Genomic DNA, 20,199 nt, shown 5'->3' on the forward strand with positions numbered 1-20,199 from the left:
ACGACAATAGCGCGATGGCCCCACCTGATCCCTTCCCGAACTCAGAAGTGAAACATCGTTGCGCCAATGGTAGTGTGGATTCGTCCATGTGAGAGTAGGTCATCGTCAGCTCTCTATACTTAAAAAGAGTCACCCTTAACCGGGTGGCTCTTTTTTTTATCTTTTATTCTTAGTGACCTACACAGTAAATCCTATTTAAAGGATTTACTCTTGCGCTGCCTAAAATTGGCATGCAATTTTTACGGCGCTCAGGTCATCGTCAGCTCTCTATTCTGAATTATCCCCCGACATTAGCTTGTCGGGGTTTTTTCTTTGTGCGTTGGTTTATTCTTAATATAGTCATTTCATTAGTTAATGCTACCTAATTACTTCCTCTACACATATCTCGCGTTATTGTACCTTTTGCTTTGAGGTTTGTTCTTTATCTAATTTTAGCTATTCATTATTAAAAATTATCAGACCACACTCTACTTTTATATTTAGATTGTTGCTCAGCCATATTAGTGTTAAATTTACTCAACAATAAGTGGTTATTCAAAAGAGTAAAAAGATGAGTACTGATAAAATCCCTCCCAATGTCGGTGTTTTAGATAAAGTCATTCTTTTCGATGGTGTTTGTAAGCTATGTAACGTATGGAGTAATTTTATCCTCAAGTATGATAGTAAGCAGCTTTTCAAATTGTGCAGTGTACAGTCAGAAGAAGGCCAAGAGATACTGCTTTATTTTGGGCTACCTACCGACTCTTATGAGACCATGCTTTATGTAGAAGGTAACCAGTCCTTCCAAAAAAGTGATGCTTTTTTTCAAATAATGGCAGAGTTAGGCTATCCGTGGAAAGGGGTTTGTATTTTCAAGATTATTCCGACATCTATACGAGATTGGATGTATGACCGTATCGCATTAAATCGTTATAGTCTTTTTGGTAAATATGACTACTGTGCTCTACCATTGCCAGAGAATGAGGCACGTTTTTTAAATGCAAAAAGATAAGCTCACTCATGTTTCGATGATTAGTAGAGTGCTATTGGGATTTTTGTTTATTTATCATGGTTTGGTGCCCAAAATATTGTGGTTAAGTGCGGTCGAAGTACATTTGGTCTCTATCAGTGGTATTGGTGTGCCTGCTAAGGTAGCCTCACCCTTAGCGGGTATTGGTGAGATAGTTTTGGGTTACGCAATCATATTTCTCAATAAATCTAAGACTCCTGTCTATATAGCCGTAGCTATTCTAATTTTATTATTACTCTTCGTATTCGTAGCAAGTCCAATGTATTTAATAGGTGCATTCAATCCTGTTACGACCAATATTCTAGGTCTGGGTTTTTGCTATCTGATTCTATTCGTAGATAAAACGTAAATGGTAACCAAAATAGGTACAGATTTATTTAAAGTTTCATGAGTTGAAAAGATATGACAATATACATCACACGTTGCAGCCCATGATTCAGTCTAATTGAGGCAATACTATAAAAAGAAAATAAAATGAATATCGATCAAGATTTTTCAGAGAAAGTTCAAAAATATCTACATGGACTCACTACGAGTATAAAACAGTTTTGAAAGCGTTAATCGAATATAGTTATCCAAAAGAAGTGGTCAGTCTAGAGTTTGAAATATTTGCTGATGGATTCACACAAGGATTCCCAGTTAGAAATTTTTTTATGGATTCAAATAATTCTGAACACTTTGTTTATGTCAATGGTAAAGCTCAATATCCGTCGCCTGTTAAGCCAGAATTGTTAGAGATAGAGTATGTCTACCCTTATGAGCTTGAAGAGAAGTATATCAATGAAGATGAAGATTTTGACCCATGGAGTATCGCGATTGATGAGCTTATTCAGTGGTTTTCAAAGTGTTGGAGAGAGATGGGTGGAGAATCGTTTAAATTAAATGCAAACATTGCTCCTCATGATAATGATCAGGCGTATAACCTTACAGAAAGTAAGTGGGAAGAACGGTAGAAACACACCAAGGTAGCCTATCAGGAAGAAGGTCGCGACTGCTAATGTCAAATGTAGCCAAACTCTCATTGATAGGCGGTGGCGGTGCTGATGGAGCTATATATAAAGCTGCTGGATCGAGTGTGCTCAGAGAGTTTTCAGCTTCGACAGATGCTTAAGGGCTAGCGAAGATTTATTTAAAAATTATATACTTGAAAATTTGTATATAAATTAATTATGTAATTCTACCTTAGGAGCAATAATGTCCATATTAAAAGAATACAAAGAACCTAAAGATCTATTAGAGAAGTTGTTACGTGAAGGTAAAAGAACATGGACTTCCAAGGATATACAGGAAAAGGTAGATCACTTTTTTAATTTTTGTGTAACATCTTTATCCCTTCGAGATTGGTGTCTTGCATATTTGAATTTAGATGGTGCTGAAAAGTCAGATTTTTATAATATTCACTCTCAAAATGAATGGCTGAATTATTGTGGTTCAATTGCAAACTTGTCAAAGCACTTTAAATTGCTTGAAGGACGTAAGTCATCTGTTTCCTCGGTCGATTCTAAAATCTCGAGGCACATGTTATTAGGTATAGGTGATGATGGAAAAATGACTGAAATTACGCAAGCTATGAGAGTGTCCTTTGACATTAAAAATTCAGATGGCAATGTAAAGGGACTGATGGAAGTACTGTCCGGATGTGTATCTCAATGGGAACAAGTATTTACCGATTATAATATACCTGCACCTGATTCAGACTTAAAATATCGTATGTTTATTGAGTATTTATAATTTTTGAATCACTGAGTATTTACTATCTAATTTGCAAAATAATTGAAAACTAAACCGTACTTTCACACCCAATATTACCTATAAAAGAGAATTCCATGACAACTTCAAAAGTAACCTATCAAGGCAATTTACGTACTCAAGCCATCCATTTACAATCAAATAATCAAATCATCACTGATGCCCCTACGGACAATCATGGTAAAGGTGAGGCGTTTTCTCCTACTGATTTGCTAGCGACCAGTTTGGGCAGTTGTATCTTAACGATTATTGGTATCAAAGCCGAAGCGATGGACATCGATATCTCAGGTACGACCGCAGAAGTTACCAAAGTCATGGCTGCCAAACCAAGGCGTGTGAGTGAAATACACGTTATAGTCAATTTCTCGAAGGCATTGGATGAAAGTACGTTAAAACGATTCTACAAAACTGCGTTGACTTGTCCAGTAGGCAATAGCTTAGATCCTGCCATTACTCAAAACTTAGTGTTTAACAATGGCACAGACGCTTAATATGTCTACTAAGACTTTACTCATCGTCGCTCATGCGCCATCGCCTAATACTCAGAAATTGGTGCAGGCAGCTTATGACGGTGCCAATCATCCTGATATAGATATCAACGTCGTTTTGAAATCACCGCAGGATACGCAGCCTGAGGATGTGTTGGCTGCTGATGCGTTACTGCTAGGTACGACTGAAAATCTAGCGTATATGGCAGGGCTGACCAAAGATTTTTTTGATCGCTGCTATTATCCCGTGCTAGAAAAGAAGCAAGGTATGCCATTTGCGGTATATATTCGAGCAGGGCATGATGGTACGGGTACTAAGCGTGCGCTCAAAACCATTATCACGGGATTGCGCTGGTCTTGGGTGCAAGAGGCGCTGATACTACAAGGCGATTGGCAAGATAGCTTTGCTGAGCAAGTAGAAGAGCTTGCTATGACCTTGGCTGCTGGGGTAGAGGCAGGGATTTACTAGTTGTGATTTGTTTGGTAGAACTATGGCAATATAGACAGTGCTTGTTAATCTACTGCTATCAATACTGAGAGCATAATAGATGGTTTGGGAGGATAGTGATGCATGACGATAATCTGGATAGTGATAATCCAAATAATAAAGTAGATATTTCTGCATTGCCGTTTTCTCAAGCGTGTGAAAATAATAAGCAGCCTATTCTAGAAATACTTCAAACAGAGCTACAAGGCTTTAATCATGTGCTAGAGATTGGCTCTGGGACAGGTCAGCATAGCGTTTACTTTGCCCCTAATCTGCCTGAGATACAATGGCAAACCAGCGATGTTATTAGTAATCACCGCCATATAGTCGCTTGGCATAATGCTTATACTGCACCTAATCTATATTCGCCATTAGCGTTTGATTTGGCGCATGATTCAGTACCTGTTAGTGGTCATTTAAATAGCAGTGATATAGCCAAACCTTATGATGTGATATTTACAGCCAATACTTTGCATATCATTAGCTGGGCTCTAGTTGAGCGGTTATTTACATTGGCTGGTGAGGCGCTACCTGTTGACGGTAAGCTGATTATATATGGCCCATTTAACGAAGATGGCAAATATACCAGTGAAGGTAATCAGCGATTTGATGCGATGTTGAGATCAGGTAATCCTGATAGCGGCATTCGCGATAAAGAAGATGTCGTTAGTTTAGCAAATGCTCATCATTTACAACTTTCTAAATCGTATGCGATGCCTGCTAATAATCAACTATTGGTATTTCAGAAGCGCTAATTTTTTAAAGCGTCAGCAAAAACTAAATAAATAAAAAGACACCTTAATGGATCATTATTAGATCTTAATTGAGGTGTCTTTTTGTCTGGGTTTGCTTATATTATTACTTATTCAACTTGTGCTGCTAGGTTATTTATATTCTTCTGCTAAAAAGTCCAAGTAGCGTTTCCAAGAGCGCTCATCGGCGCGGGCATCATATCTATCGCTGCCAAATACGCTAAAGGCATGTGGCGCTCCGCTGTAGGTAACCATTTCGTGAGGTATCTTGGCTGCTTCTAATGTCTTGCCCAAAGTCGCAAAGCTCTCTAGCGAGACAGATTGGTCAGCAGAGCCATGGAATACTAGGATTTCTCCTGTAGTTTTGTCATAGCTTTGACCGGTTGGAATGTCGAAGGCACCGTGGAAAGGGACGAATGCTTTTTGCTCAAAGCCTGAACGTGCTAGCTCTAACGCAACTGTACCGCCAAAACAATAACCCATCGTAGTGCCTTTACGCACATCATTGCCTTGTAGTTGTCCTGCCGTTAATGCCCCTGCCAATATGCGACGCATTTTATTACGATCATCATATAGCTCCCCAGTTAGGCGTTTGTTTTCTTCGATAGAAGTGGGGCGAATGCCTTGTCCAAACATATCGGCCGCCAATACGTTGTAGCCTTCAGCCGCTAACATGTCAGCACGTTTGCGCTCATAGTCAGTTAGACCATCCCAATCATGAATCAATAAGATAAAAGGTGCATTAGCTTTGTCCGCCTTGGCATAATAGCCTTCGTATGCTTGGTCATCGACCGTATAAGTCACATTTTTGGTTGTGATAGCGGCAGCTGTCTGACTGAACATTAATGCCATTAGACCCATTGACGCGCCTACTAGCAATGAGTGATAAGGTTTCTTAGATGGAGAGTTTAGAGTTGGTAGCATAATGGATCGCCTTATAAGTATGTGAGAAAGATAAAGGGTTGGCTAAAGATTGTGCCTGTTTTATTTATTAACCATCCTTAGTATTTCATAAAAGCATACCTTAAAGAATAACTACATTACAAGATTCTATTGTTAACGTTTATGCGCCTTTGAGACCATCTAAAGCAGCTGCTTTATAGCGTCTATAAACCTTAACCAAACATCAACAAGGTTTACTATATACGCAACTATATTTGACTTATTTTTTGGGTAGTATAAGTCCTAAGCCTATTATTCTTTTATGAATTTTAGTGCGGTATCAATTTAACGCTCGGCAATACTGAAGACACAGACAAATAAATGACAGATGAAGTCACCATTATCTCAAAGGATATCAAAACTGTGTAGGCACTCTTTTAGTGATTTAAAAGAGCACTCTCAATCTATTAGCTAGGACTTTTTATGAATAATAATATCGATCATACTGACCCCGCCAAAAACATGAACACTGAACGTGGCAATGGTGGTGAAACCCATCAGCGCGCAGGCGGCGACACCAAAGTATTAACCACGCAGCAAGGTGTAGCTATCGCTGATAACCAAAACTCGCTAAAAGCAGGCTCACGTGGGCCGACGCTGTTAGAGGATTTTGTATTACGTGAAAAAATCAATCATTTTGACCATGAGCGTATCCCTGAGCGTATCGTTCATGCTCGTGGTAGTGCAGCACACGGTTATTTTGAGCTGACAGAGTCATTAGAAGAATATACGACTGCAAAAGTATTGACCGAAACGGGTAAGCAAACGCCATTATTTACGCGCTTTTCAACGGTAGCAGGTAACAAAGGTTCAAAAGACACGCCACGTGATGTGCGCGGTTTTGCTGTGAAAATGTATACGGAAGAAGGTAATTGGGATATCGTTGGTAATAACATGCCAATCTTCTTTATCCAAGACGCGATGAAGTTTCCAGATTTGATTCATGCGGTAAAACCAGAACCAGATCGCGGTTTTCCGCAAGCGGCCTCCGCTCATGATACGTTTTGGGATTTTGTCTCATTAAGTCCTGAAACCATGCACAATCTAATTTGGCTGATGAGTGATCGGGGTCTACCACGTAGCCTACGCATGATGGAAGGCTTCGGTATTCATAGCTATCGCTTAATCAATAAAGACGGTAAGAGCACCTTTGTACGTTTCCATTGGAAGCCAGTATTGGGCGTACAATCGACCACATGGGATGAGGCAGTGAAAATCTCAGGTGCTGATCCTGACTATCATCGCCGTGATTTGTTTGAGTCAATCAATAATGGCGACTATCCTGAATGGGAGTTTGGCGTACAGTTATTTACTGAAGAAGAAGCCAACGAATTTCCATTTGATCATCTCGATGCGACAAAACTGATTCCAGAAGAATTGGTGCCAGTTAAAGTCGTGGGTAAGATGGTATTGAACCGCTATCCAGACAATTTCTTTGCAGAGACTGAGCAGGTAGCATTCTGCCCATCGCATTTGCCACCTGGTGTTGATTTTAGTAATGACCCATTATTACAAGGTCGTCTGTTTAGTTATCTAGACACCCAGCTATCACGGTTAGGATCGCCAAACTTTGCCCAGATTCCTATTAATGCACCAAAATGTCCGTTTGCTAACAATCAGCAAGATGGTCATATGCAAATGCAAGTGCCTAAGACACGTGTACTCTATGAGCCACAAAGCCTAGATCCAACTCGTCCTCGTGAAAGCGCTAAACGTGGCTTTAACTCATTCCATGAGCAACTAGATGATGGCGTAAAAGGCCGAGTACGTGACGAGAGCTTTGCAGATCATTATAGCCAGCCACGTATGTTCTATCGTAGCCAGACAGCAACCGAGCAAGCACATATTGCAACCGCTTATGCATTTGAGCTAGGCAAAGTAGATACAGCTCATGTACGTACGCGTATGCTTAGCCATTTGATTCATATCGATGAAGACTTGGCCAACCGCGTAGCAACGGCACTGGGTATGGAGCTACCAGAGCCAGCGGATGCGGCTGCACCTGTCCAAGACTTGGGAACGTCTAAAGCGGTACAAACGATTGGTCTAACGCCTGATACACTAAAAGGCCGTATGATCGGTATATTAGTCGCGGAAGGTTCTAATAGCAGTGAAGTCAAAAAATTCGAAGATGCCGCCAAAGCGCAAGGTGCTAGCGTCAAGATTGTAGCGCCTAACAAAGAAGTCGTATTGGATGATGGTACACGCATACAAGCTGATGAGCGTCTCGCTGGGGGTCCGTCAGTGATGTTTGATGCCGTCGTTAGTATCATCATGCCTGACCAAGCTAAGAAGCTGGCAAAAGACAGCTCAGCACTAGATTGGTTCAACGATGCGTACAACCATTGCAAAGCCATCGCATATTGCGGCGCGACTGATGAATTTATCCTAAGTAAACTCCCAGTTGAAAAAGATGAATTTGTGACGCCATTGGCTGAGCTAGATGCCTTTATCAGCAATGCTAAGTCTCGTCTATGGGAACGTGAGCCAAAGGTTCGTGATCTTGCATAGTTGATAAGTAGATAGTTTACAAACTATCCAATTACTAAATGTTTCCTTAAACCCAGCCTAAGTGCTGGGTTTTTGCTTTTTGCTAATAAGGTGAGAATTTTTATAGATAAAAGTCATATATATACAGGTTCTAATCGTTATTTGTTAATAGTATTAGCTATGTCGTCTCTGTATGCCGCATTACTTTTGTATATAGTCACAAGCGTTCACTCAAAGTCATTTTATTTGTGGTGACGGGCGCTATACTAAAGGTTGGCTATAAAACTGAACAAAAGCCTCACAATAATAACGACGAATGAGGTAGGGAACACCAATGAGTCTATGTGAAATTGTACGTTTAGAAGGATATATCCAAAGTAGTTATCTGGCAGTATATCCAGATAAAATAATGCTGTTAGATGGTTGCTGCCGTGCTGATGTACCGATGGTGCTTGACTATATTGAGACAACATTGAAACGACCCATCACTGACCTAAAAGTAGTGGTGGTTACGCATATGCATCCGGATCATGCAGGCGGTGCGAATAAGTTTCGAGGAAAGACTGGCTGTCTGATTGTCTCAGCGGATAAAAAAAAGCAGTGGTATAGCGGTATTGGTGGGCACACGATGCACTTCGTAGATATACATCTAGGGTATTATGTGGCCAGACGTCAAGGCCGCTCATTTAAAAACCTGTATTACTCGGCAAGTCTGAGACCGGATATCACCGTCACAGACGGCAAGCTTGTGCCACATTTTGATGAGTGGCAAGTATTAGAGACGCCAGGTCATACGGATCGTGACTTGTCTTTGTTTCATTTGCCCAGTCGCGAAGTATATACAGCTGATTTAATCATTAAATTACGCCACAAGTTCGTAGCACCGTTTCCTGTCTATTACCCTAAAGACTATGTTGAATCGTTAAAAAAAATAAGAGCATTGCAACCGTCAATGGTGATGATGGCACATGGTCGAGAGCTGGCCATGAGTGAGGCAGAGTTTGATGAGTTTATTGCTCATGCACCCAAGCACCCACGTACCATCAAAGATACGATCAGACATAAACTACTATGGCGCAAGAGAGATAACTTTCGACTGTTTAAACGTAAGAAATATAAGTAAAAGCCAAAGTTAAAAAACACGTTCAAAAAACCCAGACGAAAAAAAGCCCAGTTACTAAGATAGTAACTGGGCTTTCTAAATATGGTGGGCTGTCCGCGACTCGAACGCGGGACCAATTGATTAAAAGTCAACTGCTCTACCAACTGAGCTAACAGCCCTGAAGAGTATATAAAAAAGCGATGCTTTTTAACTCTGCAAGAAAAAATTCTAACTAAAGAACTTTCTAAAACTAAACATCTTAACGATGTATTTTAAACTTATCTTTATTAGTCTACTACCGGATAGGGCAGAACGATTAATAAAGATCAAACTAAATATGGTGGGCTGTCCGCGACTCGAACGCGGGACCAATTGATTAAAAGTCAACTGCTCTACCAACTGAGCTAACAGCCCTAATGTTTGCAAACGATACTTAATAATTTAAGCATGATGCTTGCTTTCCCGTTTAGTTAATTTGTATCTCTAAACGTGAGAGCACATTATATATATAAATGAGCCAAATACAACCCCGAAGCGCCAAAAAAATGCAATTAATGCAAAAAAATGCCTTTTTTTTATCTAATTTGGCTTATTGGTGGATGTTTGATGGCAATAAATACTGATTTAAAATGCCAGTCACAGCTTTTAGTCCCTAGACAATGCTTCAACAGGATCCAATTTGGCGGCATTACGGGCAGGCAAGAATCCAAATACCACGCCAATGAGAGTAGAGCACACAAAAGCGGCAATAATAGAGGTTGATGAATAGATAACTTTGAAATTATCACCGCCCACACTATTAATTAATTCACCAATGGCAAAGGCCAGCCCAATACCAATCAGTCCCCCTAAGATACAGACTAGAACGGCCTCGATGAGGAACTGCTGCATGATATCGCTTTGACGTGCGCCTACTGCCATACGTACACCAATCTCGTTGGTGCGCTCGGTGACAGAGACGAGCATGATGTTCATGACCCCAATACCGCCGACGATCAATGAAATAACCGCGACCGATGAAATAAGCAATGTCATCGTACCTGTCGTCGACTCGATCGTTTGACGGATAGAGTCTGAATTACGTAACTCAAAATCATCTTTGCCATGGCGACTCTCTATCAAATCAGAAATGGCAGTCTCTGCGGCACTAGAGGAGATACTGTCATCTAATAACGCCACAAAGCGGTCTATATTGGTACTACCAGTGACGCGCGACATCACCGTTGTATAAGGCATATAGATGGTGGGCGTCGTCACACTGGGACCGAAGCCACCATCGCTCTCTTCGAGTACGCCAATCACACGTCCAGGCACACTACCAACCAATATCACTTCACCAATGGGGTTATCAATATCTGCAAAAAAGGTCTGTTTGGCATTGTCATCGATGATGATATCTTGACTACGTAATGTGACGCTTTTTGCATCAAACCCTTGACCCAATGCCAACGTCTCACCAGTGACGGTTAGATAGTCTTCACCAACGCCATTGACGGTGGCATCCTCTTGTATACTACGATAGCGCACGCTAGAGTTGGCATTTACCTGAGGACTGACGCTGATAATATAGGGCTGATTGCCGACCGCTTCTGCGTCTTCTGGTGTCAAGTTGTCATCGTTGTAACGGCGTCTAGGGTCGCCTCTAGGATAGCCATCATTGACGGTGATGGTATTGGTACCTAGCGAGCTGATATTGGCGAGGATTTGCTGCTGAGAGCCTTGACCAAGGCCAACGATAGATACGACTGCAGCGATACCGATGATGATACCGAGCATGGTCAGTAGGGTACGCATCTTATGCGCACGCATAGCAAGCAAAGACATCTTAAACGCTTCAAGCAGTCGATCAACAAAGCTACCAAAGGCACTTTTACGATGCTCACCAAGGATAGACTCTGGTTTTTTGTCTGTGTGCTTGTAATGCTCAGTTTGATAGTCAGCGATGACATAGCCATCTTTTAGTTCAATCACACGCTCCGCTTGTGCCGCCAGCTTTGGATCATGCGTGACCATGATAATGGTATGACCTTGTGCGCTGAGGTCATGCAAAATCGCCATGACGTCTTCGCCAGACTTACTGTCTAGGGCACCCGTTGGCTCATCTGCTAAGATTACGTCACCACCATTCATCAGTGCACGAGCAACAGAAACACGCTGCTGCTGTCCACCTGAGAGCTGATTGGGACGGTTATTGACCTTACTACCAAGGCCTAAATCCGTTAATAGCTTCTCAGCACGATTGGTGCGTGCCTCGGTATCCATGCCAGCATACACGGCAGGGACGGCGACGTTGTCTTTGGCACTGATATCACCAAGCAAATGATAGCGCTGAAAAATAAAACCAAAATGCTCACGGCGCAGTTCGGCCAGCTGATCGGCATCAAGCTTACGGGCGGATTGACCATAAATCTTATAATCACCAGCCGTGGCTTGATCTAGACAACCTAAGATATTCATCAAGGTGGACTTACCAGAGCCTGATTGTCCAATGATGGCAACCATCTCGCCTTGATTGATGGTTAGATTGATATCATGCAAGACGCGAATGGTTTGCTCACCAGCAGGGAACTCTCTGATAATGCCAGACAACTCCATAATGGGCTTGCCTGATGCAGGATGGTTAGCAGTATTGGTTTTTGCCCGATTATTTAAGTTATCCAAATTGTCTAAATTATTTAAGTTATCTGAGCTGTTTGAAAGGTTAGCAGAAGTGTGTGACCCTAAGTTTTGAGCCGTGCTACTTTCAGAGCTATCTTCAGTCGGCGGTTTAGGAGATTGAGATATAGTCATAGCAGTGTCTTTAATAAAGGCTAATAAGCGTTATAGTGTTGTTATGAAAGGGCTACGATATTTAACAAGCCCTTTTTTATTCAACATAGTCAAAGAACAAGTTACATTCGAGGTCCACCAGGGATACGGCCGCTACCTGATTTCTTACCGCTTTCTTCACTGATGATTACTTCTTCACCTTCTTTCAAACCACTTAAGATTTGCGCATTTACTCGGTTATCGATACCGACTTCTACTGTACGCTCTTCTACGGTTCCGTCATCTTTTAATACACGTACAAACTTGCCCGTGGCTGCTTTGACTTTTTCTTTACCTTTACCTTTAGAACGCTTCTCTTGTATCACTGTTGACGGTACTAATAGCGCATTTTTGGCTTCATTGACGATGATATAAATCTGCGCGGTCATATCAATTCGGAACAAGCGGTCAGGGTTCGGTACTTCTACGTAGCCGACATAATAGATAGCAGCGTCTGTCGAGCTGGTGCTACTGATCTGCTCTGGGGCAGGTTCGATAGCGGTCAATGTCGCATCATACTGCTTATCTGGATTACCAATGATATTGAAATAAGCGGGCATACCAGCATTGACGTTAATGACATCAGCTTCTGAGATTTGCGCGTTGATACGCACGGTCGATAAATCCGCTAGTGTCACCAGTGTGGGCGCCGTTTGGTTGGCATTCACGGTGGTGCCTTGTTCAGTCGTAATAGAAACGACGGTACCTGATATCGGCGCGCGAATCGTGGTATAGCTCAGATCTTCTTCAGCGGTACTCACATTGGTTCGTGATTTGCGTAACGCCGCTTGCTGACTGTTGATATTGGCTTCGGTAGTCGCAATCGCAGCCTTTGCCGTATCGATAGCTGCACGTGCATTGGCAACGGCTGCTTTTGCGGTCTCGACACTGGTCGCTTGCGTGTCATATTCTTGCTGCGAGATAGCGTCGATAGCGACTAAGTCTTGCAAGCGTGCAAAATCAGACTGTGCCTGTTTGAGCTCAGACTGACGGCTGGCAAGATCAGCATAGGCACTTTTTAGACTGGCTTGTTTGCTAAACGATTCCGCTTGTGCACTTTGTAGCGCCGCTTCACTTTGCTCAAGGGTGGCTTGTTCATTACTCAGGCTGTTCTTCTGAGTCACTTGATCAATCTGCGCAATCAAATCGCCTTGTTTGACCTCATCACCGACTTCAACGTACAGGCGTTTTACTTCACCAGATACCTGTGCCCCTACATCGACGGTATTTAACGCTTTCACTTTACCCGATGCCATGACATTGTTTTCAATATCACCGACCTCAACGGTTGCAGTTAGATAGTTGGGTGTGGTTTCTTCTGGCTTTAAAAAAGTATAGGCCAAAGCCCCTAATGCTACGATAATTAAGGCAATGACACCCCATTTTATAGCAGACTTTTTGCTTATTTTGCGCATGACAACAATCCAATCACAATTAAATCAAGTGTAGATATAGTAGAGACTTCACCTACAAAATGGAATGGAAATTAGTTTACGAAAGGTTAAGGTAGCCAAGCATAGAGATAGGTACAGAAAATAAACGCTTAAAAGCGAAAATTATAGGAGAACAAGATAGGATAGTAGAATCTGGACTTATAGTGTTTAAACGTATAAGTCAGTAAGAGAAGAGGTAAATAACTCGTTAGTAAACAGAACCATAGAAGATGATTACAGACTAATTTTAGCGCATCGCAAATAAACGCTTACCTGCCAATTCCAATGCGGCTTGTAGTAATAGCTCCCATGCTGGCTGACGGATTAGCCCTTTGATGGCTTGGTCACAGCGGTAAAGCAGGGCAGGCCATTCGCTCGTTTGTTCTTTTGATTGACGACGGCACGCTTGTTGGTAGAGACCTTGCTTGCTACGCCAAATGCCTAATGCTTGAGGATCTTGTCCATCCATCAATTGTATAATTTGACGCATGTCTTTGCTGATGGCCCATAGCACTAGAGTGGTGGGTTCATCGGTCGACTTTAGCTGAAAAATGATTTTGGCGACTTGTGCACTATTGCCTGCGAGCATTGCATCAGATAAGTCAAACACACTAAATTGCGCGTCACTGACCAGTGCTGCTTGCAGATCTGCGATATCTAGCGCCACGGTGCTTGTAGGCTGTGTATCGCCGCTAGTCGGCTTGGCATCATCACTTTCAAATAACTGCGGTGCAAACAGGTAGGACAGTCGCCAAAGCGTTTGATAAGCACTTAATAAATGGTGCTCCGTATGTGACATCAGGAGCTGCCACGCTTCTTGAGACAGTCGTAACCCAAACTGCTGTGCCTGTATCTGTAATAACTGCTGTCGCTGCTGCTCATTGTATAGATTGCAATCAATGACGTTGCCATATTGTGCAAAAGGGGCAAACCACTTACTGCTCTGGCTGCGTTTATCCTGCTTAGGCGTGAGCCACAATAGACTGTGACTGTGCGTACCGGCTTGTGCCTCAATGGCAAAGCGCTCTAGCTCAGCGATAACCGCTTTGTCAGGTTTATGATTGCCGGTCACGATTAAAGCGCTGGCATCATCGAATAAAGACTGACTGCCAAGCTCTGATAATACTTCTTGCCAGCTCTTGACGGAAATTAGCTCTATGCGTTTGATGGCGTAATTTTGCGCGCGCCAGTGCGGTCGCAGCGCATCCATCAGCCATTGACTGAGCAGTGGCTCATCACCATGCGCGAGCCATAGCCCTGCTACTCCAACTGAGAGTTGAAGTAGTTTTGGATAGGCTTTTATAAAAGTATCTTGCATAAGGTGATGACGCGCAGATTGATGGTAATAAATAGTAAATGTCTAGAATGCAAAGGGTCAAGGCGTTGGTAATACAACCGCTGTTGATGCGGATCCTTTGCCTGTTTGTACCGGTATCTTGGCAGTTCTAGAGGGAACTTTAGGCAGAGACAGCGCAACATATTGGTCAGTGATACGGCGGGCTAGTGTGTCATAGAGCCAGTCACGCGTTTGATCGCCTTGCTGATCGTCGGTACTGACCGATGCTTCATTATACTGGTAACTACGATCCACTTGGATGGGATTGGTCAGGGTAACCAGTTTGCCATTTTCCATGGTCTGGTAGCTGACATCGGCAGATAGTACCAGACGAATCTCTGTCAATACCCCAACCAGCTCATAACGTTTAAAACGCATATTGCTGATATCAATTGCTGCAATGGTATCAGGACCGATTTGCTGATTATTGCGGGTCACCTCATCTGAGGTCATATTGTCAATGACATCAACGCCCAAGGTTTCAAGACGCTTCGTCAATGGCAGTTTCAGAGGAAATGAGGTACGGTTGTCCTCGATGATGACAGCGGTTCTATTGACATCAAGTAACATAGGCGCGTCATAACCGCGTAGATGAAAGCCGCAACCGCTCAGCGTCGCTGCTGCACCTACTACCGCAAACATTGGTAATCCTGCTAGCAACACGGCCGCGAGTTTTTTTGCACCAGACTTTCGCGCAGCCATACTTGGTGCGTTAGGTGCGTTAGGTGCGTTAGGGGTTGCTTGATCTGATGGCCCAGCTCGGTGCTTGTACGACATAACGCTATCCTCATATGATAAAAAGGCTTAGTTGCCTAAGCCTAAAAGTCTTAGCTTAATCTTAGCCTGCAACCACGATATTGACGAGCTTGTTGGGCACAACGATTTCTTTTTTGATTTCGCCTGTGATGAATTTTGCCACACTTTCCATCGTGCGAGCTTGTTCTTTTAACTGCTCAGGATCGCTGTTCGGTGCGACGTCCATTTTACCACGCATTTTACCATTGACCTGTACCACCATCGTGATGGTGTCTTGTACGAGCGCACTGTCATCAACGACTGGGTAGTCTAGAGTTAAGGTGTCAAGTCCTAGTTGCTCAAGCAGATGCTCGCCGACGTGCGGGGCATAGACTGATAGCATGATTAATAAGTTGGTGAGCGCTTCGTGTTTGACTTGTAGCTCTTGCTCATTACTGGCGTTAAAGCCCGTTAGCTCATTGGCAAGTTCCATCAGGCTTGATACTGGCGTATTCAGTGCCAAACGGTCGCCTAAATCGCTGTCAATCTTGGCAATCGTTTCATGAGTCTTACGGCGCAAGTTTTTGGCAGCGGTACTCAATCCTTCTGTGTTTAATGTGGCACTGTTGAGCGTATCACTGCTGATATTGGCGGCTGTCAATGCTTGCATATGGTCGTTTGCAATACGCCATACTTTTTTCACAAAGTTATACGGGCCTTTTAGTGCATCATCTGACCACTCAAGCGTTTGATCGGCAGGCGCGGTAAACAGTGTGTACAGGCGAACGGTGTCCGCACCATACTTATCAATGGTAATCTGCGGATCGACGCCATTATTTTTTGATTTAGACATTTTTTCGATTTTGCCAATCGTCACAGGCTGCCCATCAGATTTTAGGAGGGCTTTGATTGGTTGGCCACGCTCATCGAAATCAATATCAATATCTTCAGCAAAGTAATACGTGGTACTACCATCCGCGTTGACGCGATAGAAGGTACCAGCGAGCACCATGCCTTGGGTCATCAAGTTGGCAAACGGCTCATCCCCTGATACGAGTGATTCGTCACGCATCAGCTTATGGAAGAAGCGTGCATATAATAAGTGCATCACAGCGTGCTCTACACCGCCAACATATTGATCAACCGGCAGCCACTTGTTGGCAGCAGACTTATTGACCATGTTTTGCGTATCATTTGGGCTAGCAAAGCGGGCGTAATACCAGCTTGACTCAACGAAAGTGTCAAAGGTATCGGTCTCACGTTCAGCAGGGTTGCCACATTTAGGGCAAGTGGTATTGACAAACTCAGGGATGTTTTTGAGCGGATTACCACGACCATCTGGCACAACATCCGTTGGCAATATGACTGGTAGGTCTTGCTCTTCGACAGGCACTGTACCGCAATGCTCACAGTTGATCATTGGGATTGGGCAGCCCCAATAGCGCTGGCGAGAAACACCCCAGTCACGCAAGCGATATTGGATTTTTTTCTTGGCCAGCTCTTTTGGCTCAAGTGTGGCTAGCATCGCCTCAAACGCTTGCTCAAAGTCTAGACCATCGAACTCACCTGAATTGACCAAGGTGTTGCGCTCGGTATAGGCAAGGTTGGCGACAGTATTGTTGGCCTTAGCGTCGGCTTCTTCATTATCAAAATAGCCTTCAGGCACAGTGATGACTTGCTTGATGGGTAGGTTGTACTTATTAGCGAACTCATAATCACGCTCATCATGTGCAGGCACTGCCATGACCGCACCTGAGCCGTAGCTCATAAGCACATAGTTGGCAACCCACACCGGCACTTCTTCGCCAGTCAGTGGATGCGTCACAGTCAGGCCAGTGTCCATACCGATTTTTTCGGCTTTGGCCATATCTGCTTCAGCCACTGAGCCTTTTTTGCATAGAGCACAAAACTCAGCAATCGCTTCATCATTCTCTGAGGCATACTGTGCGAGCGGATGCTCTGCTGCAACCGCAACATAAGTCACGCCCATCAAAGTGTCAGGACGGGTTGTGAACACATCTAACGTGTTGGTTTCGCCAGACAGCTCATAAGGGAAGTGCACTTCCATACCTGCGCTACGACCGATCCAGTTACGCTGCATGGTCAACACTTCAGACGGCCAATGACCTTCTAGTTGGTCCAAATCGTCAAGCAATTCGTCCGCATAATCGGTGATGTTGAAGTAGTACATCGGGATATCGCGCTTCTCAACTGCAGCGCCACTACGCCAACCTTTGCCATCGATGACTTGCTCGTTGGCCAATACGGTGTTGTCAATTGGATCCCAGTTGACGGTCGAGAGCTTTTTGTAGACCAAGCCTTTTTTGTATAACTGTAAAAACAACCACTGCTCCCACTGATAATACTCAGGGCTACAAGTGGCAAACTCACGCGACCAGTCAATAGAGAGGCCGAGCAGTTTAAGCTGCGCACGCATGTTGTCAATATTGGCAAACGTCCATGCCGCAGGCGGGGTTTGATTGGCAATCGCCGCGTTTTCTGCTGGCAAACCAAAACCATCCCAGCCCATTGGCTGCATGACTTCATAACCTTTAAGGCGATAGTAACGGCTCAGTACGTCAGAGATTGTATAGTTGCGCACGTGACCCATATGCAGCTTACCGCTTGGATACGGAAACATAGACAGCATATAACGACTTGGCTTATCGCTTGGCTCATTGCCCACTTCAAAGCGCTTGTCATCTGCCCATTTGGCTTGTTGCGCGGCTTCTATCGCTTGTGGATTGTAATAGTTTTTTTCTGTTTGGTCTGCTGTCACGGCGTTGCTCATAGTCGGCTCAAAATTGGTTGATACTAATAAAAATAGGGGGAATTTGACAATGCCATAGCATAGCGTAATTTGGCAAAAATTGCGACGATATGATGTATTTGCTCATGAGGTTTATGCATTAAAAGTGACTTTAGAGGGATGGGTTGTCTACATCTCATCATCCTTGGGTATAATAAAAGGATCAATGAACATTCATGAGGAGTTTCTATGACCATCACTATCTACGGTATCAAATCTTGTAGCACCATGAAAAAAGCGTTTACTAAGCTAGATGCGCTAAACGTCAGCTATGAGTTTCATGATTATAAAAAACAAGGCATCGACAGAGAGAGTATCCAGCGCTGGGTGAATGAGCTAGGCGTTGATAAAGTGCTCAACAAACGCGGTACCACATGGCGCAAGCTAGACGATAGCCAAAAGCAAGCGGCAGATGCCAATATAGACAACGCGATTGACTTGCTAGTAGAGAATACTAGTATGATTAAGCGCCCGATGGTAGAAGGTCAGATCAAGGACAAAAATCAAGGTCAGCCAGTACTGCTTTGCGGTTTCAATGAAGACGAATTTGATACAAATTTTTCATAAAAAAGCTGTCACTTTGGCAGCTTATAAACTATGATTTCATGAATGGAATTAAGTTTGCTTGTTTATAATAGTTAAGGATAAGACTATGAAAAAGTTGTTATTAATGGCGACGCTTGCAACAGCCTCTTTGATGATGACAGGCGTCCAAGCTGCTGACTCATCTACCAAGATTACTTTTGCCAAAGACAGCTATTGTGGTAGTTTTAGCGGTAACATCAAAGATGGTAAGTTGTTCCGCTTATGGTTGCTACCTGAGCAAAACTTAGTGATTCGTAATGTGGGCGATGACCAAATAAACGTCGCATACGTTTCAGGGCCTAAAGGGCGCCTAGATGGTGACCGCTATGATAATGAGACCTCTTATTTTACCGAAAATAAAGGCAATCATTACATGCAAGTATATGGCAACACTAGCCATAGTTCTGTCGAGTTCTGTGCTTATTAAGCGCTTTGCTTGCTAACGATTATCAAAGCATTCATGAGTCATAAAAAAGCCCGAGCTTGGTATTCAAGCTCGGGCTTTTTTATGTCAGTTACGGCTAAGCTCTACTGGCTCAATGATGAGTCCAAATCACGACTGATGAGTGTACCAACCCCTTCATTGGTAAAAATCTCCAATAGCGTGGCATGCGGGACGCGACCATCTACAATGACAGCGCTTTTGACACCGCTACGCACCGCATCGAGTGCGCATTGGATCTTGGGAATCATGCCGCCTGAGATTGTACCGTCTTCGATGAGGCTGTCGACTTTCTTTGGCGTGAGTCCAGTCACAACTTCGCCATCACGGCCCAGTACGCCTTTGATATTGGTCAGCAACATGAGTTTTTCTGCTTGCAAAAACTCAGCCACTTTACCTGCGACTAGATCGGCATTGATATTATAGGTATTGCCGTCGGCATCAACGCCAAGTGGTGCGATGACTGGGATAAAATCAGAGGCAATGAGCATGTTAATCACGTCTTTATTAACACTGACCACATCGCCGACAAATCCTAAATCGATAGGAACAGCGATACCATCTTCGCCGATTTTTTCCATCTTTAACTTTTTGGCTAAGATTAAGTTGGCGTCTTTACCCGTCAGACCAATCGCACGTCCACCGTGCTTATTAATCAAGCTGACAATGGATTTATTGACGCTACCGCCCAAAACCATTTCGACGATATCCATGGTGCTTTTGTCCGTGACGCGCATCCCATCGATACGATCTGACTGACGGCCTAGCTCTTTTAAAAGATTGTCCACTTGCGGACCGCCGCCATGTACCACCACTGGGTGTATACCGACGGTTTTTAGCAACACAATATCGCGGGCGAACGAGCTTTCAAGCTCAGGGTCAGTCATTGCATTGCCACCGTATTTTACGACGATCAATTTATCAACAAAGCGCTGAATATAGGGCAGTGCCGTGGTGAGTACTTCGGCGGTGTTTTTGGCATCATCTAAATTAAGCGTCATTACAAACTCCTAAAGGGCGGTTTTAAATGGG

General features: G+C 43.5%; 18 protein-coding genes, 2 tRNA genes and 1 rRNA gene. 12 read left to right on the forward strand and 9 right to left on the reverse strand.

The window, feature by feature from the left end:
- From rrf to I6E86_RS02815, 8 genes are all read left to right on the forward strand, one after another.
- Positions 1 to 111 (forward strand): 5S ribosomal RNA (gene rrf, locus I6E86_RS02780); the annotation flags it as partial.
- Between the two features lie 439 nt (positions 112 to 550).
- Positions 551 to 991: a thiol-disulfide oxidoreductase DCC family protein gene (locus I6E86_RS02785; protein WP_197175072.1), complete on the forward strand. Its 441-nt coding sequence runs from the start codon at positions 551 to 553 to the stop codon at positions 989 to 991.
- A complete protein-coding gene (locus I6E86_RS02790; protein WP_197175074.1) occupies positions 978 to 1,358 on the forward strand; it encodes a DoxX-like family protein in 381 nt (126 codons plus the stop codon). The genes I6E86_RS02785 and I6E86_RS02790 overlap by 14 nt, the downstream gene beginning before the upstream one ends.
- A gap of 199 nt (positions 1,359 to 1,557) precedes the next feature.
- Positions 1,558 to 1,962 carry a hypothetical protein gene (locus tag I6E86_RS02795; RefSeq protein WP_197175076.1) on the forward strand — a complete coding sequence of 135 codons (405 nt, stop codon included), beginning with the start codon at positions 1,558 to 1,560 and terminating at the stop codon, positions 1,960 to 1,962.
- Between the two features lie 241 nt (positions 1,963 to 2,203).
- Positions 2,204 to 2,740, forward strand: a complete 537-nt coding sequence (locus tag I6E86_RS02800) for a hypothetical protein (protein WP_197175078.1) — start codon at positions 2,204 to 2,206, stop codon at positions 2,738 to 2,740.
- A gap of 95 nt (positions 2,741 to 2,835) precedes the next feature.
- Positions 2,836 to 3,249: an OsmC family protein gene (locus I6E86_RS02805; RefSeq protein ID WP_197175080.1), complete on the forward strand. Its 414-nt coding sequence runs from the start codon at positions 2,836 to 2,838 to the stop codon at positions 3,247 to 3,249.
- Position 3,250: 1 nt separating this feature from the next.
- On the forward strand, positions 3,251 to 3,715 hold the full coding sequence (locus tag I6E86_RS02810) for a flavodoxin family protein (protein WP_197175082.1): 465 nt from the start codon (positions 3,251 to 3,253) through the stop codon (positions 3,713 to 3,715).
- Between the two features lie 98 nt (positions 3,716 to 3,813).
- On the forward strand, positions 3,814 to 4,488 hold the full coding sequence (locus I6E86_RS02815) for a DUF938 domain-containing protein (RefSeq protein ID WP_197175083.1): 675 nt from the start codon (positions 3,814 to 3,816) through the stop codon (positions 4,486 to 4,488).
- 129 nt (positions 4,489 to 4,617) lie between these two features.
- On the opposite strand, the gene I6E86_RS02820 is transcribed toward I6E86_RS02815, so the two are convergent.
- Positions 4,618 to 5,409, reverse strand: coding sequence for a dienelactone hydrolase family protein (locus I6E86_RS02820; protein WP_197175084.1), 792 nt, complete (start codon positions 5,407 to 5,409; stop codon positions 4,618 to 4,620).
- 441 nt (positions 5,410 to 5,850) lie between these two features.
- Between I6E86_RS02820 and I6E86_RS02825 the strand changes: the two genes are divergently transcribed.
- Positions 5,851 to 7,938: a catalase gene (locus I6E86_RS02825; RefSeq protein ID WP_197175085.1), complete on the forward strand. Its 2,088-nt coding sequence runs from the start codon at positions 5,851 to 5,853 to the stop codon at positions 7,936 to 7,938.
- A gap of 313 nt (positions 7,939 to 8,251) precedes the next feature.
- On the forward strand, positions 8,252 to 9,040 hold the full coding sequence (locus I6E86_RS02830) for an MBL fold metallo-hydrolase (protein ID WP_197175086.1): 789 nt from the start codon (positions 8,252 to 8,254) through the stop codon (positions 9,038 to 9,040).
- Between the two features lie 82 nt (positions 9,041 to 9,122).
- On the opposite strand, the gene I6E86_RS02835 is transcribed toward I6E86_RS02830, so the two are convergent.
- The 7 genes from I6E86_RS02835 to leuS form a co-directional block, all read right to left on the reverse strand.
- Positions 9,123 to 9,198, reverse strand: a tRNA-Lys gene (locus tag I6E86_RS02835).
- Between the two features lie 159 nt (positions 9,199 to 9,357).
- Positions 9,358 to 9,433, reverse strand: a tRNA-Lys gene (locus I6E86_RS02840).
- 231 nt (positions 9,434 to 9,664) lie between these two features.
- On the reverse strand, positions 9,665 to 11,614 hold the full coding sequence (locus tag I6E86_RS02845; protein WP_197175901.1) for a MacB family efflux pump subunit: 1,950 nt from the start codon (positions 11,612 to 11,614) through the stop codon (positions 9,665 to 9,667).
- 296 nt (positions 11,615 to 11,910) lie between these two features.
- Positions 11,911 to 13,242, reverse strand: coding sequence for an efflux RND transporter periplasmic adaptor subunit (locus tag I6E86_RS02850; protein ID WP_197175087.1), 1,332 nt, complete (start codon positions 13,240 to 13,242; stop codon positions 11,911 to 11,913).
- 265 nt (positions 13,243 to 13,507) lie between these two features.
- A complete protein-coding gene (gene holA / locus I6E86_RS02855) occupies positions 13,508 to 14,578 on the reverse strand; it encodes a DNA polymerase III subunit delta (protein ID WP_197175088.1) in 1,071 nt (356 codons plus the stop codon).
- 57 nt (positions 14,579 to 14,635) lie between these two features.
- Positions 14,636 to 15,373, reverse strand: a complete 738-nt coding sequence (locus tag I6E86_RS02860; RefSeq protein ID WP_227680506.1) for a hypothetical protein — start codon at positions 15,371 to 15,373, stop codon at positions 14,636 to 14,638.
- A 61-nt stretch (positions 15,374 to 15,434) separates the two neighbouring features.
- On the reverse strand, positions 15,435 to 18,122 hold the full coding sequence (gene leuS, locus I6E86_RS02865; RefSeq protein WP_197175091.1) for a leucine--tRNA ligase: 2,688 nt from the start codon (positions 18,120 to 18,122) through the stop codon (positions 15,435 to 15,437).
- 207 nt (positions 18,123 to 18,329) lie between these two features.
- On the opposite strand from leuS, the gene I6E86_RS02870 reads away from it, so the two are divergent.
- Entirely contained in the window at positions 18,330 to 18,707 is a 378-nt protein-coding gene (locus I6E86_RS02870) for an arsenate reductase (protein ID WP_197175092.1), read from the forward strand.
- Positions 18,708 to 18,792: 85 nt separating this feature from the next.
- Positions 18,793 to 19,152, forward strand: coding sequence for a hypothetical protein (locus I6E86_RS02875; protein ID WP_197175094.1), 360 nt, complete (start codon positions 18,793 to 18,795; stop codon positions 19,150 to 19,152).
- 101 nt (positions 19,153 to 19,253) lie between these two features.
- Here the strand turns inward: I6E86_RS02875 and argB are convergent, their stop codons facing one another.
- A complete protein-coding gene (gene argB, locus I6E86_RS02880; protein ID WP_197175096.1) occupies positions 19,254 to 20,168 on the reverse strand; it encodes an acetylglutamate kinase in 915 nt (304 codons plus the stop codon).
- Between the last annotated feature and the right edge of the window lie 31 nt (positions 20,169 to 20,199).

Source organism: Psychrobacter sp. SWN149 (assembly GCF_015864565.1).
GTDB lineage: Bacteria > Pseudomonadota > Gammaproteobacteria > Pseudomonadales > Moraxellaceae > Psychrobacter.